This is a genomic window from Listeria sp. SHR_NRA_18, from assembly GCF_003856515.1.
Taxonomy (GTDB): Bacteria; Bacillota; Bacilli; order Lactobacillales; family Listeriaceae; genus Listeria_A; species Listeria_A newyorkensis.
Genome location: NZ_QPKR01000001.1, coordinates 793,841 through 819,148 on the forward strand (window position 1 = coordinate 793,841; position 25,308 = coordinate 819,148).

Consider the following 25,308-nt stretch of genomic DNA (forward strand, 5'->3'; position numbering starts at 1 on the left):
ACTCCTACTTCCTAAATATTCCGTTCCACCACTCTAAGTTTCGCTGAACGCGCACGGTTGTTTTCTGCTAGTTCTTCCTCAGACGGGAGAATCGGTTTTCTTGTTACTAACTTCATCTTTGGCTTATATTCATCTGGAATAATCGGTAACCCAGGCGGCAGTTCTGGTCCTTTCGCTTCCTCTGTGAACATTTGTTTTGTAATACGGTCTTCTAAAGAATGGAACGTAATCACGCTGATTCGTCCGCCCGGTTTCAGTAAATCCATCGCCTCTTTCAGCGAATCCTCTACTGCACCAAGCTCGTCATTCACTGCAATCCGAATCGCTTGGAAAACCCGTTTTGCTGGATGTCCACCTTTTCGCCTTGCTGGTGCTGGAATCGCGGCTTTAATCGCATCCACTAATTCCCCAGTCGTCTCAATCGGCGCCACTTCACGCCTGCGCTCAATCTCACGCGCCACTTGCTTCGAAAATTTCTCCTCGCCATAACGGAAAAAAATACGCACAAGATCTTCATAGCGCCAATCATTCACGACATCGCGTGCCGTAAGTTCTGCCTCTTGATCCATTCGCATATCTAGCGGTGCATCCTGATGATAACTAAATCCACGTTCCCGTTCATCTAGTTGCGGTGACGAAACACCTAAATCATACAAAATCCCATCCACTTCGCTAATCCCAACTTCTAGCAATGCTTCCTTAATATATCTAAAGTTGCTTTTGATAAACGTGACCTGTCCTTCGTATTCCTTTAATCGCTCTTTGGCGTGAGCGAGCGCCTTGTTATCTTGGTCAAACGCGAATAAATGTCCTTTTTCTGAAAGCTGACTTAGTAAGTAAGCGCTATGCCCTGCACCACCGAGCGTGCAATCCACATAAACCCCATCCGGCTTGATATTCAAATTATCCACCGTTTCTTTTAACAATACTGTCTCATGTTGGAACATCTTTATGCCCCTCCTCTTTTTAAATATCAAAGCCAATCATATTTTCGGCAATATCGGCGAACGATTCTTCGGCTTCATCAAAGAATTTATCCCATTCCGACTTGCTCCAAATTTCAATACGACTTGCGACCCCGACAATCACCGTCTCCTTCTCGAGTTCCGCATAGCTTGTTAAATTGGACGGAATATTTATCCGACCCTGCTTATCAAGCTCACATTCCGAAGCCCCAGAAAAGAAAAAACGGGTAAAAGAACGAGCATCTTTTTTAGTCAGTGGGAGCGTCTGGATCTTCTCTTCTACTTTCGTCCACTCATCAAGCGGATAAGCAAAGAGACATTTATCAAGCCCTCGGGTAATGACAAATTGATCCCCTAATTGTTCACGGAATTTAGATGGCACGATTAAACGACCCTTTATATCAATGTTATGTTGATATTCGCCCATGAACATAGTCCATCCCCACTTTCTTATAAACAACTTTACCACAACTCCCCACTTCGCACCACCAAAAACTAAAAAAAAGCGTAAAAAAGAGACTACTCACAAGAAATAAGTCTCTCAATCCACGTTATAAAGCCAATTTATCATTCTAAAAAAAAGTGGGTGTTAGTGGGGCACACGGTAAGATAAATAACAGAAAATAGTAGTAACAACATTTTAAGCCCCAGTTAATCTCCAGTTTATTTTTATATGGCATACTTAAGGGTAAAGAAGGAGGTCATCCGATGGCAAAATTCATTCTCATTCTCATTCTCATTCTCACGACACTCGTACTCACCGCCTGCTCGAATGTCAACACGGAAAAAACAACCACCAATACGCCAAAATCCACAGTAAAAAAAGAAACGGAGGAGAAAGCCATGCCGAAGAAAAACACGGCAGATTTAAATCAAGCCTTGCTCCAAGCGATCGAGACAAACGATATCCAGCAAATCGAAACACTGCTACAAGAAGGCGCACAAGTAGATACGGTAAATACACGCGGCGAAAGCGGTCTACTCGTCGCAACGCATGCGAACAATATCCCAATGGCAAAAATATTTCTCCAACATGGCGCCAATGTCAATTTGCAAGATAAGATAGAAGATAGTCCCTTTTTATACGCCGGAGCAGAAGGTCGGACGGAGATTTTGAAATTAATGATTTCGCACCATCCCGACTACACGCTAACAAATCGCTTTGGAGGAACTGCCTTGATTCCAGCCGCTGAAAAAGGCCACCTCGCCAATGTTCAACTGCTTTTAGCCGAAACGAGCATCGATGTGAATCATGTAAACAATCCTGGCTGGACGGCACTTTTAGAAGCGATTGTGCTCTCTGACGGTGGCAAAACGCAGCAACAAATCGTGCAAGCCTTGCTGGAAAACGGCGCAGATCCAAATATCGCGGATTCAAGCGGCGTCACACCACTTGCGCACGCGAAGCAACAAGGTTATGACGCCATTTCCAATTTATTATTAGCTCATGGCGCCAAATAACACGAAAAAGAAGAGATAACTACCGAAATAATTACCTCGGTCGTATCTCTTCTTTTGGCTATTCTTGTTTCACCGTTCTCGTTGCAGGCCTAAGCGCCCAGAACGTCATCATCACGCCAACAAGCCCGCAGAACAATATGAATAAGGCCATGCCATACTTTCCAATATACGGTGAAAACATCAGACTCCCAGCTCCAATTAATTTGCCAATTTGAAAAACAAAACCGTTAAACGCCATGTAAGTTCCGCGCATCGAGTCCTCCACAATATCTGCAAGAATAGTTTGCCGCGTTGGCACGTAAAGCAGTTCCCCGACAGATAAAATAATCGTGGCACCAAAAAGTACCCACACGCTATCCGTAAACGCACATATCGCGAACCCCAACGCAAAAATCATAAAACCAATATACATCCATTTTTGCAAACTGCGATCCCGAACCCATTTTGCAATCGGCGCTGTGAAAAGCACAATCATCATCGTGTTGACCAATGTCAAAATACTGACTAGCTTCACGCCATCAAATGGTATATTTCCAAGCCAACCGAAGCTATATATCATCGGCGGAAATACATCAGCTAGCCGTACCGAAATAAAATTATTGCGCTGAAATTCAATCGATAATACCGCGATTCCTCCCGCTGTGAACCATAGAAAGCGCGCATCATACAAAATCTTCTGATAACTCCGAAACAAACTTCTTATCCCCGCATCACTAACCGCATTATTCCCGTGCTGTTCCAACGTTTCCGAAATCAGCGTAATCGTCAGCCATGTCGTCACAAGCGACATCACGAGCAAACCGATGAGCAGTTCGAATAAATAACTCTGGAAAAACCAGCCGCCGATAACGACACCAATCATCACCGATAAATTATTCGCCCAGTAATTAATCGAATACATGTAAGCCCGCTCCTCACGCGTACTCACATCAATCAACATGGCGTCACTGGCAGGAATCGTAAACCCTTGCGATACCGCAATCAAAAGCAATGCTACAAACGTCAACCACGGCGACACCATCCAAGGCGAATTCACGAACAGCATCAATGCAAACGCCCCAACCTTCACCCACTCTCCCCAAACCATCAATTTTCGCCGTCCAATATGATCCGCCAAATGCCCGCCATAAATACTCGCTATAAACTGCACAGCAATGTTGATCATCAATAAAATACCCGCGACACCAATATTAATCTCCTTCGCAAAATAAATCGCCATAAACGGAAATACCATCGAACCAATCAGTTTACTCAAAAACGAAATACCTATCCGCGCCTTGATATTGGGATGCAATGTACGAAACATTGACTTCACCTCCTAAACATAGTATAACTAGTTTTAAAAAGGAGAAAAAGGGATAATATCATATTTTTTTGTCCCCTTTTATCATTAGAAGGAGGTCCTATCATGCGCGATCTTGCCTATTACGATATGCGTGCTTTTTTATCGGAGAGACAAATCGGCGATACAGCCACATTTCGTCTGAACGAACTAGCTGAAAAATGGGAATGTAGCGACAAAAACGTCAAGCGAAAACTTAAAAAATACCAAGAACTCGAATTTTGCCAGTACCAGCCTGGTCGCGGACGCGGAAACGCCTCCCAAATAACCTTCACACAGAGCTTCCAATCAGAAATCGAGGACTTTATCCGTACCGCAGTCGAGCAAGAAAATCTGGATAAACTGCTCACCCTTTTACAGCTAAATATTCCACGCGAATGGTTTAGCGCCGTATCCTCCGAAATGAACGAGCTATTTGGACTTCATACCGAAAAAGGCGATCAAGATATACTGCGCCTCGTCATCGCCCGCCCATTTAGCATTCTTGACCCGCTGCACACATCGATTAACATGGAAAGTTCCCTACTTCTTCAACTCGGCGACCCACTCGTTCGTTTCGACACGACGACAAACACCGTCACGCCTTGCATCGCGCACCATTGGAAAAGGGAGAATAATAGCACAACCTGGACATTCTACATCAGAAAAGGAATCCCATTTCATCACGGCAGAACATTGACGAGTACCGACATTCGCCACACCCTTGAAAAAGCCATGCAAAAAGGAACCGTGACTCATTGGTATCTAAGAGATATCGCGCGCATCGAGCTCCCATCCGAAAACAAAATCACGATTCACCTTCGCACCCCTAATCCCTTTTTCATTCGCTATCTTTGCTTGGGAAATCTCGTCATCCTGCCGCACGACATCCCATTTGACGAGTATAAATGGATCAGCACCGGCGCCTTCAAAATGACAAAAAGAACCTCTCAAAAACTGATTTTAGAGGCATTCGATTCTCATTTCCTAGAACGCCCATTTCTCGATCGCATTGAGTTCTGGCTCGTAAAAGATCAGGCTAATCCCGCCATCACCGTTACAAATATGGGAAACCCGGACAATAACGACTACACAGACCACGCAACAAGAGATTATGGCGTCAATATTGTCACCTTCAATTTCAAGCACTGCACTTTTGCACATCAGCCAGCATTCCGCGAAGCCTTTTACCACTTACTAGGCCCACAAAGAATGCTTCACGATTTAGAGAATCACGAAGAAACCGAGGCCTCCAGCTACTTTTTCCATAAATCCAGCCCGCAAAAAAGGGATTCGAGTAAAATAGAAGCATTGTTGAAAACCGCCCAGTATAACGGTGAAACATTGCAATTTGCGGTTCTCTCACACGCAAAAACAATTCGCCAAGGGCATTGGATAGTGGAGCAAGCTACCAAATTTGGCATTTCCCTTGCGTTGCGAGTGATCGATCTCAGCTCTGAATTTTATCAAGCCAGTCAATGGGAAGATGTCGACATTGCTATGAGCGCCGATGTCCCAAGTACTGATATTGAGATTGCGTTTATGGACTTTTACGGAAATCCTAATTTGGCCCCGCAACGTTTTTTGGCAAAAAAAGAGCTCCAACACATCGAGGAGCTACTACATCAAGCGCGACAATGTGCCGAATTCAGTGAGCGCGATCATTTTTACGACCAAATAGAGGACTTTGTACGCGATAATCACCTGCTCCTTTTCCTGGAACACCTCACCAAACACCAATTCATCCACGCCACGATCAAGACCGAAGACAAGCACGTATTCGGCCACTTAAACTTGAAAAAACTATGGATTGACTAGAAAACTAATAAAATACTCTTCACGATTCCTGTCACGAATAGCAATAAATACAAAATCGCGAAAGCAAAGAAACAAATGCGCCAATAGCCACGAATCACTTTGCGAAAATTAATATCCCCTTGCGACTTGGCGTAGAGCGCGACAAATAGAATACCGATCAAGAATAGCAACAATAAAATATAGAGCAAAAATGACTGATCAAATAGCACAATCATGAAGAAATGATCCGCTAAAATCAGAAAGAACGTCGTCACATCTGCGCTTCGCTTCACCGCTTTGGGCGTTCTTTTTGTCATATATTGCGTCACCATGAAGGTCACTGTAAAAATAAGTACTGGGGCGACAATAACAAGCGCCGTCATATTTGTTAACCAATTCACTGTAAGTATTCTCCTTCTAGCCCTTTCACCAGGCCGTATAATGTTTCAGAAATCGGCGCTACTTTTCCTTGTTCTTGCGCAAGTTTGACGACTGCGCCTGAAATACTCGCAATCTCCGTTTTTCGCTTCTCTCGTACATCTGTTGCCATCGAGGAAAAGTTAGCCGATGTCGCCTTACATATCGCCGTCACTTTTTCTAACGCATTCTCCAGGTCCAGTATATCCGCGACTTCCCGCGTCAGTTTTACCAGGAGTTCATTCCAAGATTCATTATGTATCAAAGCACCATTTTGCACGCCAAGAACGGCTGTCAACGGATTAATCACCGCGTTCGCCAATAACTTATTATAAACCATTTCTTTAAAATCTGCTTGCTGTAAAAAGGGAAAGGCGGGATTAGACATCATGATAGGATATAACGCCTCATTTGGCTCCCCTCGATAAACGGCCCAATTCGTTTGGCCTGCCCCGCGCCAGACTACCGTTGTAGCATCAATTTTCCCAGCACCGTGTTCACATGTCCCAAGTAGGATGTTTTTTTGCGGTAGATTGGGAAGTAGAGCTAGGTGCGCTATGCCGTTTTGTAAGAATAGCAGTGGAGTGTTTGTCGGGATTCTCGTGAGGGTATCCATCAAATCTTCTAGTTGGTAGGATTTCACGGTTATGATGATGAGATCCATTGCAGTGAAATCAGCCTCGGTGATGGGCGTTGCGTGGACATCGGTATGGGTCTTTACCCCATCGACAACGACTGTTATCCCGCCTTTTTTCGTGATAATGTCGGCTTGTTCCTTCGTTCTTGTGTAAAGCGTCACGTTTGTTCGCAATAGACCAGCGTATAAAAGTCCCAAGGCTCCTGCGCCAATAATGCCTACTCGATAGGTCATGTGGTTCCCTCCTCTTTTATAGCTTGGCTCTATTTTAGCAAAATTTTGTGTGTTTTGCATTTTTGATGGTACGTTTTTTTAGGTATGATTGGTGGTTTGATTTTTTGGGACTAAAAACTACTGGGGTTTATGTGTTCAACTATGTTTGGGTGGTATAGAAAATCTGGTTTTCAGTTTCAATATTTTTTTCGTGGGGATTCTTGGTTTGGTGTTTAAGAGCCACTGGGGGATTACATGCTCGCTTTGCTCTCATGCATATTGAGGCTCTTGGTTTTCAATCTTATTGTTTGTTTTGTCGGGATTCTTGGTTTGGTGTTTTAAGAGCCACTGGGGGATTACATGCTCGCTTCGCTCTCATGCATATTGAGGCTCTTGGTTTTCAATCTTATTGTTTGTTTTGTCGGGATTCTTGGTTTGGTGTTTTAAGAGCCGCTGGGGGATTACATGCTCGCTTTGCTCTCATGCATATTGAGGCTCTAATTCAGCATAGTACGGCTTCATAAGAGCCTCAACAACAATAAAAAAACCGAGAAGATCCATGGCGTCTTCTCGGTTTTTTTATGTGACAAGCGTACGTATCGCTTGCTTTGTTCACGCAATTTAGTTGCTTTCTACTACTTCTTTGCCGTTATATTGACCACATTCAGGACAAATACGGTGAGAAAGTTTGTACTCGCCACAATTAGGGCATTCAACCATACCAGGCACTTGTAATTTGAAGTGCGTACGACGCTTGCGTTTTTTTGCTTTAGATGTTCTTCTAAAAGGTACTGCCATTTCCATACACCTCCTTCGCGACTTCAGGATATCTCCTTGATCGCAATCCATCTAAGAAAAATTTCTTTCTCTTAAAATATATTCCAGCTCTTAGAATTAGTCTTCTTTCTTATCAAAGAAATCGGCTAATCCTGCAAGACGAGGATCCACTTTCTTTTCTTCTTGTTTTGCTTGTTGTTCCAGCTCTTCTTCTGTTATCACGTTCCAATCGTTTCCTTCTGACAACGCGTTCTCCACATTATCGCTGTAAACTTGCATCGGAATCTCCAACAAAAGTAATTCTTCAATCACTGGTAACGCATCAATTTTATCGCCGTCCATCATATGATGTGTCTCGTCCAATACCTTCTCCTCTTTGTTCACATACGTTTCCACAGATTTGATATGATACGGGTAAATAACATCTTCAAACGTTCTGGCACATGGTAATACAAAGGTTCCGTCTAAAACAAGATCAATCAAAACCGAATCTTGACGCACCGAAATGTCCCCAGAAACCTTTACTAGGCTCGCTGAACGAACATCGTGATTGTGCTCTTTCAAGTATTCTGTCACATCTATTTCCTGCTCAAACGGCACTTTCTTACCGCGGTATTTCTGTAGTTGAATTAATGACCATTTCATCGTTTATCACTCCAAGCGCAACAAAAAATATTATAGACTTTTCTAAGCCTTTTGTCAATCCCTATTTCCTAAGCGAACCATGTTCTCCCGCCCGATTTTGTGGTATTCTGGAAGTAATCAGAAATAACGACCAGCGAATTTCTTTCAAAACGGCTCACTTACTCAGTCTAACATGATTTACGTGCCAAACTCAAATGGAAGACTCAGCTAGTTTTTTAGAGCGCATCGTTTTACTCGATATTATTGTGACATGGAGTTGATAAAAATGAAAGCAACTGGCATTATCGTGGAGTATAATCCATTCCACAACGGGCATTTATTGCATTTGCAAGAAGCCAGGAAACAGACGCAAGCTGATGTTGTCATCGCTGTTATGAGCGGCTCTTTTTTGCAGCGAGGCGAACCGGCACTCTTGCCAAAATGGGAGCGTGCGCAGATGGCCGTTGACGCGGGTGTGGATCTTGTCGTGGAACTTCCTTTTCATTTTGCGACACAACAAGCCGCGATTTTTGCGAACGGAGCCGTCGAAATCTTAGATGCGCTAGGTGTGCAGTCAATCTTTTTTGGTAGTGAAAATGGGGATGCGAATGCTTTTAGCTCTGCGGCCAAGATACTGACGGAACAAGATGTCCCTTTTAAAGCTGCTATGCGACGTTTTTTGGATGATAAGAAGAATAGTTATGCAACAGCCTGGAATGCCGCTATTCACGAACTAGCGCCCGATTTGACGCTTGATTTAGCGCAACCGAATAATATTCTAGGATTCCATTATGCGCGCGCAATCGCTGAACAGGGAAAAGCCATTGAAATCGCGACGATGGCGAGGCAAAATGCGGCCTATCACGACGAGAATCCAACGCACCATTCTATTGCGAGCGCCACTGCTATTCGAACGATGCTACTAGGAAACGACTGGAAAAAAGTCCGCCAATACGTTCCCGATACCACCTTGCGCCTTTTACAGAAGTTTCGCGAAACGCATTCCTTTGTCTCCTGGGATGATTTTTGGCCACTGCTGAAATACCAACTTGTTACCGCACCCATCTCCCAGCTTCAGAGCACACGCGGCGTCTCAGAAGGCATCGAAAACCGATTACAGCAAGCGGCACTTCACGCGACCAATTTTGACGAATTTCTGGCTGCAACAAGAACGAAACGCTATAGCAACGCACGCATCAAACGCACAGCCTTGCAAATACTAGCGCAACAATCGGAAACGACGACGACGCAAAACTACATCCGACTTTTAGGCATGTCAACCACTGGACAGCGATATCTCGGCCGAATCAAAAAAAACATCGCATTACCAATCATCAGCACCGCCTCCAAAGCAAATCCTGCCTTGATTGAAAACGATATCCGTGCAACAAAACTATATTCCTTCGCACCGACGCTAGAAAACCAGATTTTGCGCGATTTTCATACATCTCCATACAGAAAAAATCCTTAATCAGCGCGATCAAGGATTTTTTCTGTCTCGCTATTTCTCTTTCAATGTCTTCAAATAATCCAATGCATCTTGGAACGTCTTCACAGGGACGACTTTCATCTTAGAATCAATCGCTTTCGCCGTCTTCACTGCATCCTCATAATTGCTTGCAACACCAGGTTGCGCCTTTTTCATTTCAGGCGTTATCGTATCATCTGGCGCGAAGAAAATCTCCACATCATCGCGGTCCGCCGCTACAATTTTCTGGTCAATGCCGCCGATTCGCCCAACATTGCCATCTACATCAATCGTACCAGTTCCTGCAATATTATGCCCTTTCGTCCAGTCCGTTTTGCCGAAATGATTATAGATTTCAAGCGTGAACATCAAACCAGCAGATGGCCCACCAATTTTCTCGGAATCAATCGTGATTTTCGGATCCGTCACTAGTTTTTGATCATCCACAAGTGAAATCCCGATTCCAGGCGTTCCTTTTTTGTCGATATCGATTAATTCAACCGATGCTTTTTCAGACTTGTCTTGGTGTTTGTAACTCACTTCGACCTTGTCCCCCACTTTTTTACTGCGTACATAGTCAATAAATTCCGCGCTCGATTCAAATGATTTCCCATCGATTGCTGTGATTAAATCGCCAGCTTCCAACACTTTTGCCGCTGGTGCATCTGGCATGACACTTAAAACATACACGCCGCGATATTCGATTTTTACCGATTGCCCTGCTGCTTTGTATGCCACTTGAATCGCATTATTTTTAGATTGGTTCATGAGTGATAACTGACGAACATTGTACTCCTCATCGGTCTCATTTTCCCCGCGGACATCTGATTCCTTCTCAATTTCTTGGTACGGCAACATTTTCGCCGCTAAGTATGAATAAATATTGGCCTGCCCCATCGCGATTGTCACCAACCGAAAAACGCCCTCACTATTGCTCGGATGCCCCTCCACCGTCACTAGCGGACTCAATTTATCTGCACTGCCCGGTCGCGTCACATAATATGGCAATGGCACAAAAAATGCTACAACCAACGCCAACACAATCAGGCCGGCTAAAAATTTTTTCCAATTCTTTTTAATCATCTTTTTTCTCCTGTATTCCTAGTTTATTTAACAACGCTTGGTGCACAATCGGTGGCACTAATTCCGCAATATTCCCGTTATACTGCGCCACTTCCTTCACAATACTCGAGCTGAGGAAAGAATACTGCGAACTTGTCATGATAAAAAATGTCTCGATATGATCATCCAACACGCGGTTCATCGATGTAATCTGCATCTCATATTCAAAATCACTGACCGCCCGTAACCCGCGCACAATCACGTCTGCCTCTTTCTTCTTCGTATAGTCCACCAGTAAGCCCGACGCACTTTCCACATGCACATTCGGCAAATGCTTCGTCACCTGCTCCATCAAATAAATCCGCTCGTCAACATCAAACAGCGACTTCTTCGACGAATTATTTAAAACCGCCACATACAACACATCAAAAACCTTCGCAGCACGCGTAATAATATCCAAATGACCATTCGTAATCGGATCAAAACTACCCGGACACACCGCCACTTTATTCATTTCCAGCCACTTCCTTCTCATATTCGAAAATCGAAAGCACCGTAATCCCGTAGCGCTCTTCCCGAATTTTTTTAAATCCAGCAACCTCATCAGGCAAAACCGCATCCGCGTCATGCTCACAAATCGCAAGCGCTGCATCATTTACCAATTCAAGCTCCGAAAACGACGCCATCAACTGCTCCAGCTGCTGTTTCTTGTAAGGCGGATCCAGAAAAACCAAATCAAACGCCCACTCATTTTTAGCCAAAACCTTCAACGCCCGTTTCGCTTCATTTCTAAAAATATGCGCCTGACTCTCCAAATGGCACGCCGACACATTCAAACGCACCGTCTTAATCGCCGCCTGCGCCTGATCGATAAACACACACTCACTCGCCCCACGACTAAGCGCTTCGATACCAAGCCCGCCACTTCCAGCAAACAAATCCAGCACCTTTTCCCCATCAAAAAAAGGCCCAATAATCGAAAACAGCGACTCCTTAATCTTATCCGTCGTCGGCCTTGTATTCGTCCCCGGCACCGCCTTCAAATGATGCCCTTTACGTTCTCCTGCAATAACTCTCATATGTTACGTACCTCCAAAAATAGAAAGCGACACAACCCAATCTCGAAAAAAACGAGAATCGAATCATGCCACTAAATTTAAAAACCAATCAAAATAAAATCACTTAACTGCGTAAGATGAAAATCCGACTTCAAACAAATCGAGCGAAAGCGTTTGTATTCCACAAGATTGGTGGAAGCCGGAAGCGGAGCATACTCGTGTATGTGAGAACCGGAAGTCCTTCAAACTTGTGGAATGCGAACGCTTGTCGCCGATTTATCTTGCTTATCATCTATTTCTAAATACTAATTTGTACGTCATCCATGCGGTCACGGAATTTCATATCTTTCTTCGATTCGTATTCGGTGTTTAAGAATGGCCGATACGAGAGCTCCACACGTTTTACATAATGGAACCGCGTTAATTTAGCAGCAACTTCTTCTATCTCTGCCATATCGCAATATAAAACCGCATATTTTAATTTCCTAGAAACGTAATGCACATTTCCAAACCGCTTTAAAGAACGTACTTGCTTCAAATGATTCATCCAAATAATGATGGATTGACGTTCATTCTCCATTGCCTTTCCCCCTCTTTAAGCTGAACAGCCACAACCGCCGCCTGATCCGCATCCTCCAGTAGAACAAGAAGATTTCGTTTCAAAAAACGGGTTTCCAGTTGGGACTTTAATATTTTCCGAGACAGCATCTGCCAAAATAAAACTAATTTCGTCGAGCAAACTTTGTAAATCCATCTCCGCTTGCCGAAACGCCGCGACATGTTCATCCATATCAACATCACGTTTATACTGGCGAGCCAAACGATTCACTTCTTTATAATCTGGATGATAGCGACCAAAACGTTGCACTTCATCGTATTGTTCCTTTATCTTTGCCAAGCGCTTAATACGCTGTTGTGTAGGTAAACTCGTCGTCATTTGGTGCAGACATTCACGGTATTGATCCGCTTCAGCCGACGCCAAAATCATCGATGCAAGGTCATCTGACATGTCAAGCAAAGCCAGATTTTCCATTGTAGCAAGCATGTTGCCACCTTCTTTCCATCGTAAATCAAATTACATGCTCCATTATAGCACGATTCACCGAAAAACGCTTTACTTTTGCAAGAAGTTCTGCGTATAAAATTTCCGATAAGTTCCAGCTCCCATATCCGTAAAGCTATTATCAAATAGGTTTTTGCGGTGCCCAGCCGAGTTTAACCAGCCTTCCACCGCCGCGGGGCCATCCAAATAATTGGAAGCAATATTCTCCGCCGCCTTCTGATAATCGATATTCGCGCGATTCATCCGATCGGCAAGCGTCCCGTACGTCGGCGAATCATGATCAAAATACTTGTTCTCATACATGTCCACACTATGCCCGTACGCCACTTTCGCAACATCCTCATTCCAGTCTAGTTGCTTCTTACCATAACGCTCGCGGAATATATTCGAAATATCAAAAACCTGCTGATCCGAGGCCTTATCCACCTTATCCCACTGTTCATCCGTCACCGTATCCTTAAAAATATCTCCTTGATACGTCATCTCATACGGATGCATTTTTATAAGCGATAGTTTATTAAAATACCGAACGCTAATCACTTTCGACTCAAACTTATCAAAATTTACCTGCGCATAAACACCGTTCCCCAAACTCACAAGCGGGCGAATATTCAGCTCGTCCTCCGACAACTCAAAACGATAATAATTATCCTCATAATTAAACGTAATCTCCGACTGCAATTTCATATTCAAAAAAACTTTCTCCGTCGGCATATCAATCTCAAATGGCTTCATCGGCAACTTATCACCCAGCGCATAAATCGTCTGCACCTTCTTGTTCGCCACACCGACCTGCATATACTGATCATCCGTTTGGTGGAAAATATAATTCTGATAACTATATGGAGAAGCATCGATTCGCTTCGGATCACCATATTTCTTCACAAGTAACGCCACATCTTTATTAATATAAGCCGCTAGACTCGCTTGGGTCTCCGCTTTAGGGTCACTTTCCGTGGTTTTATTTTTGTCCACATTTCCTTGCTGCACTGCCTTGTCATCCACAGAATTCACATCTGTAGGTGTTTCAAAAAATAGATCCGTATAGTAGCCCACAAAGAGACATACCACTACCACACAAATTGTTCGTAAAATAAATCGCATAGACTTCTGCACTCCTTCATGCTACTCCCTCTATTGTATCGGCTTTTCCCGAAAATTACTAGTAAGAAAATCTACATTTTTGCGCATAATAAAAGCCCAACTCTAAAGTCAGGCTCCACTTCTTATAAAAACACGCCGATAATAACCATCGATACGAAAAGAATCGTCATGTAATTAATCGAGTACACAAAACTAATACGCGCCCATTTCATACTGTCTTCCATCTTGAATCCATAGATACATAGCGCCAACCAAATCACATTCAAAACGGTGGCTAGAATCACGTAAACGAGACCCAACTCCCACATAAAGAATGGCAAAATAGTTAATAAGACAACCCAGAAAAGCGTGCTCCATTTCGTCCGTTCGATACCTTTAACAACAGGTAACATCGGGATTCCAGCAGCCTCATACTCCTCTTTCCGCTTAATCGCAATCGCATAAAAATGCGGCGGTTGCCAGCAGAACATCACAAGGAATAACATAATTGGCACAGCGCTAAATGTTGGCTCTACTGCAAACCAACCAATAAGCGGTGGCACAGCACCAGAGAAGCTACCGATAACCGTATTGCTGACCAGTTTCCGTTTTGCCCACATCGAGTACACCACGACATACAAGAAAATACCGATTAGACCGATAACTCCCGCTTGCCATGTTGTCATAAATAGCAGTGCCTCACCGACAACACCAAGTACCGCAGCCACAAGAAGCGCCCGTTTCCCTGAAATTTTACCCGTCATCGTTGGGCGGTTTTTCGTCCGTTCCATAATCCCATCAATATCGCGATCGATAACATTATTAAACGCACCCGACGCAGCAACGACCATTCCCGATCCCAAAATAGTAAAAATAAGAATATCGAGATTTTGAATAAAAGAAACCCCTGTTAACTGAAATGCCAGCCACATACCCGTAAAAGCCGTAATCGTGTTGGAATTAACAATCCCAATTTTCACAAGTTCCGTAAAATCTTTCACAGTGAACTTCGTAGCAGCGCCAATCTTTGCCGTCTTCTCCATTTGATTCACTTGTTTTCCCCCTTAACTTCTGTTGCACTTTAAAACATTATTCACATAGACAATCACGCCTACATTGCTTATTTGTTCACAATCTCACTATGAACTCCATCCTAACCATTATCGGAAATAAACACCCTATTTGTCAAGCCTTTGGACTTCATTTGAGCACGAAGAACTGTATCTGTAACTTTTGGTTCTCCTTCATATTTCACAAGCCGTGCCCTTTACTTACACTAACAAACAAGTTAAAATAAGATGGTATATGGCAATACAAACTATTTTTGTATGCTCAGTTTTTAATTAATACATATCTGAAGGAGGAAACCATAAAAAAATGAAAACTTTTCTAAAAGTCTGGTCCGTCCTAACAATCCTCTGCATGACGTTCGTTGTGTTTGGTGGCGCGTTAGTAACGAAGACCGGTTCAGCAGACGGATGCGGGAATACGTGGCCACTCTGTAACGGTCAATTTGTCCGCCTAACAGACATCACACCCGAAAAAATTATCGAGGTTATGCACCGACTCACAACAGGAATTAGCTCGATTTTCGTTATTGTTTTAGCTATTTTAGCATGGATTTATATTAAAGATCGTCGCGAAACGAAGCCATTAGCTATTGTCGCCGTTGCTTTCCTAGTATTGCAAGCCTTTATGGGCGCCGCGGCCGTTATGTGGGGCCAAAACCCGTATATCATGGCGCTCCATTTCGGTATCTCTATCATTTGTTACGCTGCCATCGTGCTGCTCTGCCTGCTTATTTTTGAAGTGGACAATAAGTTCGACGCGCGCAACATGGTCATCGGCACGAAGCTAAAAGTCAACATCTACCTGCTCACCATCTACACTTACCTCTCTGTCTACACAGGTGCGCTCGTTCGTCACGAAAAAGCCAGCCTCGCGGTTCCAGCCTGGCCCTTTGAAAATGGAAAATTCATCATGCCGACCAACGTGCAGGATTACGTGCAATATTTACATCGGTTCGCAGCACTCATCCTCGTTGTCTGGATTTTATATGTCACGTGGATTGTGTTCCGCGAATATAGCCACTATCGCGTATTGAAATATGCGATGGTACTTGAAATCATCTTTGTTGCGGCTCAAGCATTTACCGGATTCATGTCTGTCGTAACAAACGTGAATCTCTATGTGGCACTAGCGCATAGCTTAATTATCACGATGATGTTCGCCTTGATGACTTATCTCTGCCTACTTGCTAGTCGCAGTAAGCAGAACAGATTACGTATTAGATAACACGAATAAAACCGCCAAACTCGCGTTCCAGATGAGTTTGGCGGTTTTTTGTGATAGAATAGATTATTATATCACCAGAAAGTAGGGAATCGGTTGAAAGCTCCACGTCGCACACTTTATTACGAATTGTTCATGCTTTTGTTAGTCCTGCTCTCCGTCCTGACTATTCCAATACATAGCAAAGCAGTTACTATTCTGAACACCGTTATCTGGGCTGTTTTTACAGTCGATTATTTCGCGCGTTTAATCCGTGCAGAAGATAAGAAAACATATATCAAAACGCACCTATTTCAACTCATTGCGATCTTACCGCTATACAGTTTCTTCCGTCTAGCTCGTATCGTTAGTTTGTTTCGGATACTTCAATTAACAGCCATTGGCAGACGCTACATTGCTCCACTTTATAGTTTCCTGCGCACAAATGGCTTCAATCGAGTGATTAACACGTTCGTGATCCTTGTCATCGTGATTCCAATACCGCTTATTCTTGTAGAACCAAGTATCAAAAACTACCCAGACGCCATCTGGTTTTCCATTGTAACAACAACGACTGTAGGTTACGGCGATATCGTTCCAGTCACAGGATTCGGTCGTTTTTTGGCGATTCTCCTGATGCTATTTGGAATCGGCTTCATTGGGGCACTAACTTCCACCATTCGTAGCTTCATTACAAACAACAAAAAACAACTCAGCAGCTCCGAAAAAATCACAAAAATTACGCGAAGCATCGAGCAAGCAGGTACCTTAACAGAAGCCGAAATCACCATGATTCAAACTTTCCTTCACAGCAAAAAAACACCCGAAGACACGCCATAAAAAAAGAGTTTGCGACTCGTCCTACAACGAAACGCAAACTCTTTTTTGTTACTCAGATAAATTGAAAGACCAGCCAACACCATATTTATCCGTTAATTGACCGAATTTTTCTGACCAAAATGTTTTCTGTAATGGCATAATTTTCGTTGCGCCATCAGATAAAGCATCAAAATAACGCGTTAATTTCTCCGCATCCTTTGTATCCAACACCAGTGTTACATTATTTCCAGGGATGAACTCCATGAAATCAGGTGTATCCGAGAACATCACTGTGTCCCCTTCAATTTGAAGACTCGCATTCATGACTAAGTTTTTTGTTTTTTCGTCTATTTCAGGTCCGCCTTCTTCCTTGATTGAACCGTAAGTCATCAAATCCGTACACGTCGAACCAAATATCTCTCCATAAAAATCCAATGCCTCACGAACCTGATTCTTCATATTGATATATACACCTAATGTCATCTTTATTCCCACCTTCTTTTGATTTTACAACGCTTTCATTCGCTAAAATTATACCATACTACTAAAAAAAATAAAATTATTCCTCATTCACCATTGCCAAATTGATTAAACGCGTCTCCACATCAAAGCGATAGCGTTCAGCTAAGGCTTCCACTTCCAAAATACGGATCATCTCTTCTTCCGTGCCGTGTCCGTGAAGAATGTTTTCGTGACAATACGCAATCGTCACTAAATCATCTGGGCGTTCAATACATTCCACCGTATCTCCAAGGCAAATTTCCCCGACCTCAATCGTACGGCATAAATACCCTGTATAGCCTGTATTTCTAACTTCTTTGAATAATTCAGATAAATCATTGCGTTTTCCAATCGTTGCACACGGATTACGCGCCTCTGTTACTTGAATAATCGCTTCCCCAATTCTAAAAACATCACCAATGCAAACATCTTTCTCAAGCATTCCTGTTACTGTCAAGTTTTCACCAAACGCTGCAGGTGGCAACTCGATTCCAAACTGCTCATTCCAACGCGCGTAGTGTTCTGCGGGGTATATACAAACGGTACGATCCACTCCGCCGTGGTGTCTCAGGTCATGTTGCCCATCGTCTAAAAAACCATATTGCGTCAACATTGCTTTCTCAACTGGCTGCTTTACAATTCCCGTCATCATCGACTTCTTCTTGCCGACCGCCATCTCTTTTGGTTTACCAATAGCAAGTCCAATAATTTTCCCTTCCATGTCTTCACCCCTCTGATGCTTTCAATTTAACAAAAAAACGCCGAACTTTCAAGCTCTGGCGTCGTTTTTTATATTTTATTCACGGAGACCTTCACAATTCTGACAATAATCCAAATGAAGATAACCACGTTCACCACAACAATCACAAATAGCATAAACAGTACAATAAACGTCGTTCCTGAGCTATCTCCCGTTGAAAATCCGTACAAACCAACCACAATTAAAAACAAAATGTTCAGCGCTGTTGGAACTAAATCCACAAATAATACCGTTTTTGCATGTTTCTTTACATACTCCGATTTCACAAAAATCCAAACCAGCGCTGGAAAAACAATGGGTAAAAAGAAATGGCTAGCATAGGAAAGTATCGCCCAAACCTTATCGCTTGTCAAACATATCAAATCCTTTCCTTATTTTTTGCGTTTCATCACAAAAGTCAAAAGAGCTAGAACGAGTGCCAAAATAGCGATGCCTAGAGAAACCCATTGGATCACAGAAGGGCTTTCCTTGGCGTCATCCGTCTCGCTTTTTTCTGTCGCTTTTTTGCCGTGAGAATCTGTGGCGCTATCCGATACGGCTTTCGAAATCGTCGTTGTGGCGTGCGGATAATCAGCATCCTCATTTCCCGTCCACTCCACAATCGAGCCGTCTTCATAATACTGATAAGCATTCCAATCCACCGTCCCAGCTTTATCTGGATTTTGCGCAACGAAACTAAAACGCTGGAATTGGCCGTTTTGAATGCCGCCACCAGTCGCCGTCCACGTCACCGTGTTCTCCGTTTTATTCACGACAACATTCCAACCAGGAACCGGCTCATACGATTGAAAAGCCACGCCCGCCGGCACTTTTACAACCACTTTCACCGTTGCACTCTCTTTTTCCACCGGTACTTTCACTGTATACGTTTCCCAAGCACCCGTCGTCGATTCCGTTGGCGCCACCGTCACATGTGCGCTCGCAATCACAGGCGAAATCATCAACATCGCCCCCGCCAATAAACCTGTCACTAATTTTCTCATACTATCCTACACTCCCTCATTGTTTTATTTTTATGGTAAAACTTTTGTCGATCTCTGAGAAGTCCTTACTAAGCGCATGAACCTTGATTTCCCAACGCCCTGTCGCATTCAAATATAGTCCACTTGCCGCATATTCATTTTGTGCATTCTTTTTCGCTTCAAACTCCGTCGATTTCTTATTACCAGATGGAACGGCGGTCAACGTCACCTTTTGAAAATCCGTCCGAACTTGTCCATCTTGATCCGTGAACACGACAAGAAACGTATTATCCCCAACGACTGCCGGAGCAATTTTTAGAGAAACGAATCCAGAATCCGTCGCCACTTTTTGCGAGAAAGCTTCTGGTGGGGCTGGCGGTGGTGTTTGTACATTTGTCAAAAACGCCGCGACACCAAGAATCACCAAGCCTATGCCAAATTCAGCAATAATCGTTTTTGCCGACATCATTTTTCCTGTTTGTCGCATGTATAAATAGTGGATCAAACCAAGCGCTCCCATCACGAGAAACAGCACCACTTTCACCAAGATGACCTTCCCGTATTCCGTCGTAAATAGTTTCGCCATCGACCCTAAGTTCATCACGCTCATCAGCAACCCGCTCACGATAATCATCCCGACAAAGCTCGCAGCCCAAGGACTAAATCGGTTCCACGCGACCTTCGCCTCTGGTTGTTTTGGCAAGAGTAAGAACAGTACGACAATGCCGCCTACCCAAGCAGAAGCACTAACAAGGTGTAGAAAATCCATTGGAATCGCGATTGTCTTGTCTGGACTCCCTGCCGCATGTCCCTGCATCGCCTTTGCAAATAATAGTACCATAAACAAAGCAAGCGGTACTAGCCAAAACCAAAGCTTGACGATTCTACTTTTCTGGAAAATAAGAAACAAGCTCACCATCAACATTAGCAGGCTCACCATCTGAACCAGCCACAAATGTCCAATTCCCGAGCGCTGCACTAATTGCCCCATCGCCGCGAAATCCCAGCCGTTCCCACCTGTATAAATCTGAACTTGTAAAGGTAGAAATAACAGGAATCCAATGAGGAGTAGCCCGAGCCCCACATACAAAACACGAACCGCTCTCTGACGCAATTTTGGACTGACTTCTCCTCGGTAAAGCGCCAAGAAAAATAATAATACCCCTGCGGCTAAACTGAATCCTATGTATAAAATAATCTTCACAATCGTACTTGGCCAGGAAGAAGTCGCACTCGCCGTCGAAGCACTAGACGCCATAAAACCTTGAGTCGTTTCGCCAACTTTAAAAGAAATAACCCCTGAAACCGGATGCCCATCCGCCGATACAACGCGCCATTCCGCACTGTACACATCATCAGGTAAGCCGTCCTGTAGTCCAACTTCCACGACATGATCATTTTCCGAATTGATAAACGCTTTTCCATTCTCCACACGACGACCCTCAGAATCCCTCACAATAACAGAAGGATACTCATTTTGAATCATCTCTGTGAACGTCAAAACCACTTTTTTCGGCGACTCATCCAATGACGATTGATCCACCGGCGTCGAACTTTGCAAATACGCATGCGCCTGTGCTACGGTAGTTGGAACACAAAACAAACAAACCGCGATAACCAATCCAACACCCCACCACCAAAATTGCCTCATCGCTCTCAGCCCCCTTCTTTTCACAAAAACCATCTACCCTCTAAGATACCATGCAACTTTTATTTACGAAATTAATCTGCTTCACAAAAAAGCCGAGAGCCTCATCATGCAGACTCTCGACATTTTTTCATCTTCCAAATTCCCAAATCCATGTGTACGCGGCACGAATTCAAGTTTTTGAAAAATTAATTATTAGACAGAAGGATCCGCAACGATGTTCCAGTGAAGCGCTGCATTATAATCCCCAGCCTTCGCATCAGTCGGAATCACGAGCGCAACACCATCCGTGCCACCAAGCAAAATCGAGTTAGATCCCATACCACCATTTTCGTCAGCAATCGCGATATCGATCTCATCTCCATCACCATGAAGTTTTCCACCAACTGCCGTGATTTTGTCATCAGCACCATTATATACCGGCTTAAACCGCAACTCAGCACCTTGAACTAACTCACCAGTTTGCGCTACTTTCAATGTCCAGCCATCACCAGTTCCACGCAAATCAGCTACGTTAATAAAAGCCGGAATCGCGTTTTCTCCAACGACATCATCTTTCGAAAAAATCGTTTCCTCTCTCCCCGTCAATGTATGATCATCAAAATTCAAATCCGACACATAGTTAATACGTAGCGGTCCTTCATTTGGATTCGTTGGCTCTAGGGGAATCTCCGGTAATTCTGGATCAATCGGATTGGTAATCGGTGGATCAACAACACCCGTTCCCGGTAACACATTCACCGTCGCCTCACTCGTTGCTTTGTCCGCCCCGTCAAATTCCGCGGCACCAACACCAGCCGCAAAAACACTTATCGTTACTCCAAAAACCGCTAACCCTGTCATCATTTTCTTTTGCTTCGTCATCTAATTTACCTCTTTCGCTCGCTTATTTTCTAGTTTCCTTAAGTACAATCCACCGAATAAAATTAATATTCCGCCTATAATAACTAAGAAAACAGAATTATTTACATCTCCCGTTACAGGTAATAAAACATCTTTTCTTGGCATCTCTTTTGGCACTTCCACTTCTTGCTTCGGTTGCTCCAAAATCCGAATCGTCATATCCGACTTGCCCGTAGTAGCCTCCACATAGGAATGCCCTGAAATAACGAGTGAAGCGACAACTATGAAAAGTATGCCCTTACCTATACCCGAATTTCCTCGCCTAATCAAAAACTCACCTCCTTTCCTGCCAATCTTGCCGCAATATAGGAACCCTGTTCCGTATATCCTTTAAAAACAACATACCCATCATGAAACTCCGCCTCAATCAAACCAATATAATCCAAACAAATCATCTGATCGTACACGTCGCCTCCGAAAGTCTGCTCTTCCTTATCCTGCAAAAATAATAACCCCTTCATCGTTTCACCTACTCTGGTCGTAAGTATAGTCCAACATCCCATTCATCAATATTCCTGACCTTCACCGCATCAAAACGCTGGAATTTCTTCTCTAGCATATGCCGTGGACTCAACTCCCCGTGATCATGAACCGCAATCCAACGATTATGGCGATTATTACGCCGATCCGTAAACTCTACCTGAAAAATAGCAATATCATCAAAATGGTGGTCAACTCTCATTTTCCTCACTCCTCGATTTTATTTCTAATTTCTTCTTCGTTTGACGCTGCTTCCAAAACAATACCATCACAAGACCTAGTAAAATAATGATAGCCACAACAAAACCTATCGTCGACCAACCGCCCTCATCCAAATCCAACGCCGTATTATTCAAATCATCCGCGGTCGCCTTATCTATTTTAAAATCGCGTTCCCAAGACCACGTATCTTCCCCAGACGTCGCTGTCAGTTTCAATGTATAATTTCCGGGTTTTAGCGGCTGATCCCGCGTATGAATCGCATAATCAAAATTAGAATTCGGTGCCATTCTCAACTTTTCAGATTTTTGCTCAAATAATGCTTTCGTCCCATTTTCACGGTAAACCTCGGCTTTAATCGCTAAATCCCGCAGAATAACCGCTTGATCGTTTTGTAAATTCGCCGTGATTTTGTTGCGATAATTCTGTTGCGCCGCCTTGATTTCACCTAAATGCAAATCTGGCTTGACCACCGTGTCGTTTTGCGAAAGCACCACGCCAATCGTATAGGAAAATCGATTTTGCAATTTGGCACCCGCATCATGCGCAGCTTCCTTCTCTGAAAACACAAGGCCACCTAATATAACGCCATCCTTCGCCACGTCTGGCATCTTCACCTTGATTTTGGCCTTCGTTTCCGTCTTTGCTTTCACAATAATTTCCTGATTCACAACCTCCGCAATGCTTCCAAATCCATGTTTCAGCGACTCATCGACCGGCTTATCCGTGGCATTATAATCCACAATCCCATTGCCATTCGTAAAAGCACTATTTGCCTCAACCAAAATCGTTACATCCTTATCCGTCGCATTACGGAGCGCCACTTCCAACTCCTGCTGTTGCCCAGGCCTCATTCTCAAATCGAAATAGCTCGTCGCCTCGCCTCGCTGATTCTCCGGTAACACAGCTTTAACAGAAAAAGCCGGTTCCTGCGCAAAAACTGGCGCGCTCATCGTGTACATACCTATCAAACACAGTAATACTAGTATTGTTTTTTTCATAAAATCCTCCGTTATCTTATCCTGTAATCAAGTTCTCGCTGTAAGCATCATACGTCATATGCATAATATCAGAAGGCATATCCACAATCAGCTTATTAATAAATTCCAACTCCCGAACCGTCGGAAAAGGTGAAATCCGCAACGATAAACAATTATTCAGGCTTTCATCAATATCATAATTATGCAAAAATATATCCACGCCACGCTCCTGAATCGCCGCTTCCGTCACCTCTTCATTAAACAAGAAATCATACTTTACACCGTGCGGAATATGTTGTCTCACACGCGTCATCAAGTAATTCATATATGTCGATTCCCCAGAAAACGAAAATAATATCTTCTTATTTCGATAGTTCTCTTCCCCGCGATACGCACATGTCAGCATCGTTAAACTCACAGCAACATCCTCACGATAGGCGTTTGGCAAATCTTTCACATGTTCATTTTGCGTTAATTGATTCAGCCAGTATCGATACGTGTACGGATATTCTGATTTCGTATATACATTTAACTCGTAGGAATTTTTCTGAAATACAGCCGTTATTTGAGTAAGTAACACGAGATTTTCCGTAAAAGCAATGAAGCTCGTACGTGCATGTTCCAGCTTCCCGTCCGGTATTCCCAAATGCTTCAAATGCCACTCCTCAAACAAATCCTCATATATTTTCACGCACGCATTATCCCGGCGCATCCGAAAGTGCTTCCCATCATTCAGCTTATAAACAACACTATCCAAACAAATAATGTACGCATACACCATCTCATCCTCTGGAATATTGACAAACTCAAAATTCGCCATCAACTCATCCGTATATAACTGCTGGAAAATCTGAAAACTTTTTTTCTGCGTAATCTCCTCTTTCAACGCAGGACTGAGTTTGATATAGTTTCCATTTTCAAGCCTCTGCGTAATGACACCCAGCCAAGATACCACGCGATGATAATCCAAGTGCAAGACACGATTTAAACGTTTTTCCGCTTTTTCCAATATTTTTTTATAAAATAGCGAAATCACTTTCTTATCCTCGGCACTCGTAGACATCACATCCGTTTGTTTCCGCTGATTCAAATAACTAAAATAAAAACAACGAATATCACTTTCCTTACCGCCAAGTTGCAGCGGAGCCGTTTCCAAATGTAGCTTATACGGCTTAATAATTTTCACAAGTGTATTCGTGTAACGGCGCAACGTCATTTCCGAAATCCAAAGCTTCTCACTCCACTGCGCCACCGAAAAATGCTCCCCGCGAAACATCGCATCCAGAATTTGAAACAGCGGACTATTCCCAATAAAGCTTTGAATAAAATCACTGATAGAAAAAGTCGCTTTCCATTCCAGTAAAATACTCTTATTCCCAATATTGGCGAGCCATACACCCTCTGGAAACACATCTTCTAAAATTTCCAAATCCTTTTTCAGCGTTTTTATACTGACATTGACCACATCTGCTAATTCCTCGATTGTGCTTGGATGGCGAGACTTTACAAGATAGTCTAACAAAATAACTAATCGCTTATTCTTTTTATCTGTCAGCAAGTCTAAATATAGTTTGTTCATTTTTTCTCCTCCTCGCAAGAACCTTATTATTTCATTTTTTAGGTATGTTTTTCAATAACTTTTTTTTCTTCATTTTGGAATAAAGCTATACTTTGTGGCTAGTGAAGTAACCCCAGACACCTGCAACTAGTTGATAATTCAATATCTCTTACAATCGTCCCCTTCTTTATACCATAAAAAAAGGCAAAATAAAACTGGAATAGCAGAGACACCGTTTCCCGTCTCCACTATTCCAGTTCT

At 43.3% G+C, this 25,308-nt stretch carries 30 protein-coding genes; 5 read left to right on the top strand and 25 right to left on the bottom strand.

Features of this window, described 5'->3' with window-relative positions:
• Positions 1–11: 11 nt before the first annotated feature.
• Positions 12–947 carry a 16S rRNA (cytosine(1402)-N(4))-methyltransferase RsmH gene (gene rsmH, locus DUK53_RS03940; protein WP_036130701.1) on the bottom strand — a complete coding sequence of 312 codons (936 nt, stop codon included), beginning with the start codon at positions 945–947 and terminating at the stop codon, positions 12–14.
• 19 nt (positions 948–966) lie between these two features.
• Positions 967–1,398 carry a division/cell wall cluster transcriptional repressor MraZ gene (gene mraZ / locus DUK53_RS03945; RefSeq protein ID WP_036093716.1) on the bottom strand — a complete coding sequence of 144 codons (432 nt, stop codon included), beginning with the start codon at positions 1,396–1,398 and terminating at the stop codon, positions 967–969.
• A gap of 275 nt (positions 1,399–1,673) precedes the next feature.
• Between mraZ and DUK53_RS03950 the strand changes: the two genes are divergently transcribed.
• Entirely contained in the window at positions 1,674–2,426 is a 753-nt protein-coding gene (locus DUK53_RS03950) for an ankyrin repeat domain-containing protein (RefSeq protein WP_036130699.1), read from the top strand.
• 58 nt (positions 2,427–2,484) lie between these two features.
• On the opposite strand, the gene DUK53_RS03955 is transcribed toward DUK53_RS03950, so the two are convergent.
• A complete protein-coding gene (locus DUK53_RS03955; protein WP_036093719.1) occupies positions 2,485–3,732 on the bottom strand; it encodes an MDR family MFS transporter in 1,248 nt (415 codons plus the stop codon).
• A 102-nt stretch (positions 3,733–3,834) separates the two neighbouring features.
• Here DUK53_RS03955 and DUK53_RS03960 point away from each other — a divergent pair, with 102 nt between their 5' ends.
• Positions 3,835–5,565: an ABC transporter substrate-binding protein gene (locus tag DUK53_RS03960; protein ID WP_036131365.1), complete on the top strand. Its 1,731-nt coding sequence runs from the start codon at positions 3,835–3,837 to the stop codon at positions 5,563–5,565.
• Here DUK53_RS03960 and DUK53_RS03965 read toward each other — a convergent pair.
• The 4 genes from DUK53_RS03965 to DUK53_RS03980 all read right to left on the bottom strand — a co-directional run bounded on the left by DUK53_RS03965 (position 5,562) and on the right by DUK53_RS03980 (position 8,233).
• On the bottom strand, positions 5,562–5,927 hold the full coding sequence (locus DUK53_RS03965; protein ID WP_036093772.1) for a DUF3397 domain-containing protein: 366 nt from the start codon (positions 5,925–5,927) through the stop codon (positions 5,562–5,564). The genes DUK53_RS03960 and DUK53_RS03965 overlap by 4 nt on opposite strands.
• A gap of 14 nt (positions 5,928–5,941) precedes the next feature.
• Positions 5,942–6,832, bottom strand: coding sequence for a 2-dehydropantoate 2-reductase (locus tag DUK53_RS03970; protein ID WP_036130696.1), 891 nt, complete (start codon positions 6,830–6,832; stop codon positions 5,942–5,944).
• Positions 6,833–7,432: 600 nt separating this feature from the next.
• Positions 7,433–7,609 (bottom strand): 50S ribosomal protein L32, encoded by a 177-nt coding sequence (rpmF, locus tag DUK53_RS03975; RefSeq protein ID WP_036064226.1) that lies wholly within the window; start codon positions 7,607–7,609, stop codon positions 7,433–7,435.
• Positions 7,610–7,705: 96 nt separating this feature from the next.
• Positions 7,706–8,233 (bottom strand): YceD family protein, encoded by a 528-nt coding sequence (locus tag DUK53_RS03980; protein WP_036093722.1) that lies wholly within the window; start codon positions 8,231–8,233, stop codon positions 7,706–7,708.
• Between the two features lie 265 nt (positions 8,234–8,498).
• Here DUK53_RS03980 and DUK53_RS03985 point away from each other — a divergent pair, with 265 nt between their 5' ends.
• Complete coding sequence (locus tag DUK53_RS03985; RefSeq protein ID WP_036093725.1) at positions 8,499–9,683, top strand: nucleotidyltransferase; 1,185 nt, start codon at positions 8,499–8,501, stop codon at positions 9,681–9,683.
• Between the two features lie 30 nt (positions 9,684–9,713).
• Here the strand turns inward: DUK53_RS03985 and DUK53_RS03990 are convergent, their stop codons facing one another.
• From DUK53_RS03990 to cyoE, 7 genes are all read right to left on the bottom strand, one after another.
• Positions 9,714–10,760 (bottom strand): SepM family pheromone-processing serine protease, encoded by a 1,047-nt coding sequence (locus tag DUK53_RS03990; protein ID WP_036131363.1) that lies wholly within the window; start codon positions 10,758–10,760, stop codon positions 9,714–9,716.
• Positions 10,756–11,256 (bottom strand): pantetheine-phosphate adenylyltransferase, encoded by a 501-nt coding sequence (coaD, locus tag DUK53_RS03995; RefSeq protein WP_036089100.1) that lies wholly within the window; start codon positions 11,254–11,256, stop codon positions 10,756–10,758. Before coaD ends, DUK53_RS03990 begins: the two co-directional genes overlap by 5 nt.
• Positions 11,249–11,821 (bottom strand): 16S rRNA (guanine(966)-N(2))-methyltransferase RsmD, encoded by a 573-nt coding sequence (gene rsmD / locus DUK53_RS04000; protein ID WP_036130693.1) that lies wholly within the window; start codon positions 11,819–11,821, stop codon positions 11,249–11,251. Before rsmD ends, coaD begins: the two co-directional genes overlap by 8 nt.
• Before the next feature lie 277 nt (positions 11,822–12,098).
• Positions 12,099–12,380 carry a DUF2129 domain-containing protein gene (locus tag DUK53_RS04005; protein WP_036080110.1) on the bottom strand — a complete coding sequence of 94 codons (282 nt, stop codon included), beginning with the start codon at positions 12,378–12,380 and terminating at the stop codon, positions 12,099–12,101.
• A gap of 15 nt (positions 12,381–12,395) precedes the next feature.
• Positions 12,396–12,845 carry a YlbF/YmcA family competence regulator gene (locus tag DUK53_RS04010; protein ID WP_036089103.1) on the bottom strand — a complete coding sequence of 150 codons (450 nt, stop codon included), beginning with the start codon at positions 12,843–12,845 and terminating at the stop codon, positions 12,396–12,398.
• A 69-nt stretch (positions 12,846–12,914) separates the two neighbouring features.
• Entirely contained in the window at positions 12,915–13,967 is a 1,053-nt protein-coding gene (locus DUK53_RS04015; RefSeq protein ID WP_036089104.1) for a CAP domain-containing protein, read from the bottom strand.
• Positions 13,968–14,089: 122 nt separating this feature from the next.
• Positions 14,090–14,998 carry a heme o synthase gene (gene cyoE, locus DUK53_RS04020; protein ID WP_036130692.1) on the bottom strand — a complete coding sequence of 303 codons (909 nt, stop codon included), beginning with the start codon at positions 14,996–14,998 and terminating at the stop codon, positions 14,090–14,092.
• A 325-nt stretch (positions 14,999–15,323) separates the two neighbouring features.
• On the opposite strand from cyoE, the gene DUK53_RS04025 reads away from it, so the two are divergent.
• Positions 15,324–16,241, top strand: coding sequence for a COX15/CtaA family protein (locus tag DUK53_RS04025; RefSeq protein WP_036130689.1), 918 nt, complete (start codon positions 15,324–15,326; stop codon positions 16,239–16,241).
• 93 nt (positions 16,242–16,334) lie between these two features.
• Positions 16,335–17,057, top strand: a complete 723-nt coding sequence (locus DUK53_RS04030) for a potassium channel family protein (RefSeq protein WP_036089109.1) — start codon at positions 16,335–16,337, stop codon at positions 17,055–17,057.
• Positions 17,058–17,105: 48 nt separating this feature from the next.
• On the opposite strand, the gene DUK53_RS04035 is transcribed toward DUK53_RS04030, so the two are convergent.
• From DUK53_RS04035 to DUK53_RS04085, 11 genes are all read right to left on the bottom strand, one after another.
• Complete coding sequence (locus tag DUK53_RS04035; RefSeq protein ID WP_036089110.1) at positions 17,106–17,519, bottom strand: VOC family protein; 414 nt, start codon at positions 17,517–17,519, stop codon at positions 17,106–17,108.
• Between the two features lie 76 nt (positions 17,520–17,595).
• Positions 17,596–18,258 (bottom strand): MOSC domain-containing protein, encoded by a 663-nt coding sequence (locus tag DUK53_RS04040; protein ID WP_036089111.1) that lies wholly within the window; start codon positions 18,256–18,258, stop codon positions 17,596–17,598.
• Positions 18,259–18,326: 68 nt separating this feature from the next.
• On the bottom strand, positions 18,327–18,650 hold the full coding sequence (locus DUK53_RS04045) for a magnetosome magnetite crystal formation protein family (protein ID WP_036089113.1): 324 nt from the start codon (positions 18,648–18,650) through the stop codon (positions 18,327–18,329).
• A gap of 18 nt (positions 18,651–18,668) precedes the next feature.
• Entirely contained in the window at positions 18,669–19,280 is a 612-nt protein-coding gene (locus tag DUK53_RS04050) for a YcnI family copper-binding membrane protein (RefSeq protein WP_036089114.1), read from the bottom strand.
• A 16-nt stretch (positions 19,281–19,296) separates the two neighbouring features.
• Complete coding sequence (locus tag DUK53_RS04055; RefSeq protein WP_052164835.1) at positions 19,297–20,910, bottom strand: copper resistance protein CopC; 1,614 nt, start codon at positions 20,908–20,910, stop codon at positions 19,297–19,299.
• 192 nt (positions 20,911–21,102) lie between these two features.
• Positions 21,103–21,771 carry a WxL domain-containing protein gene (locus DUK53_RS04060; RefSeq protein ID WP_052164834.1) on the bottom strand — a complete coding sequence of 223 codons (669 nt, stop codon included), beginning with the start codon at positions 21,769–21,771 and terminating at the stop codon, positions 21,103–21,105.
• A complete protein-coding gene (locus DUK53_RS04065) occupies positions 21,772–22,080 on the bottom strand; it encodes an LPXTG cell wall anchor domain-containing protein (RefSeq protein ID WP_036089119.1) in 309 nt (102 codons plus the stop codon). It lies immediately after the preceding gene.
• Positions 22,077–22,271 carry a hypothetical protein gene (locus DUK53_RS04070; protein ID WP_036089121.1) on the bottom strand — a complete coding sequence of 65 codons (195 nt, stop codon included), beginning with the start codon at positions 22,269–22,271 and terminating at the stop codon, positions 22,077–22,079. Before DUK53_RS04070 ends, DUK53_RS04065 begins: the two co-directional genes overlap by 4 nt.
• Before the next feature lie 8 nt (positions 22,272–22,279).
• On the bottom strand, positions 22,280–22,492 hold the full coding sequence (locus DUK53_RS04075) for a hypothetical protein (protein WP_036089122.1): 213 nt from the start codon (positions 22,490–22,492) through the stop codon (positions 22,280–22,282).
• Positions 22,482–23,510, bottom strand: a complete 1,029-nt coding sequence (locus DUK53_RS04080) for a WxLIP family cell surface protein (protein ID WP_036130683.1) — start codon at positions 23,508–23,510, stop codon at positions 22,482–22,484. Before DUK53_RS04080 ends, DUK53_RS04075 begins: the two co-directional genes overlap by 11 nt.
• A gap of 16 nt (positions 23,511–23,526) precedes the next feature.
• Positions 23,527–25,068 (bottom strand): AcpB/EbpR/MafR family transcriptional regulator, encoded by a 1,542-nt coding sequence (locus DUK53_RS04085; protein ID WP_036130681.1) that lies wholly within the window; start codon positions 25,066–25,068, stop codon positions 23,527–23,529.
• Positions 25,069–25,308: the final 240 nt, after the last annotated feature.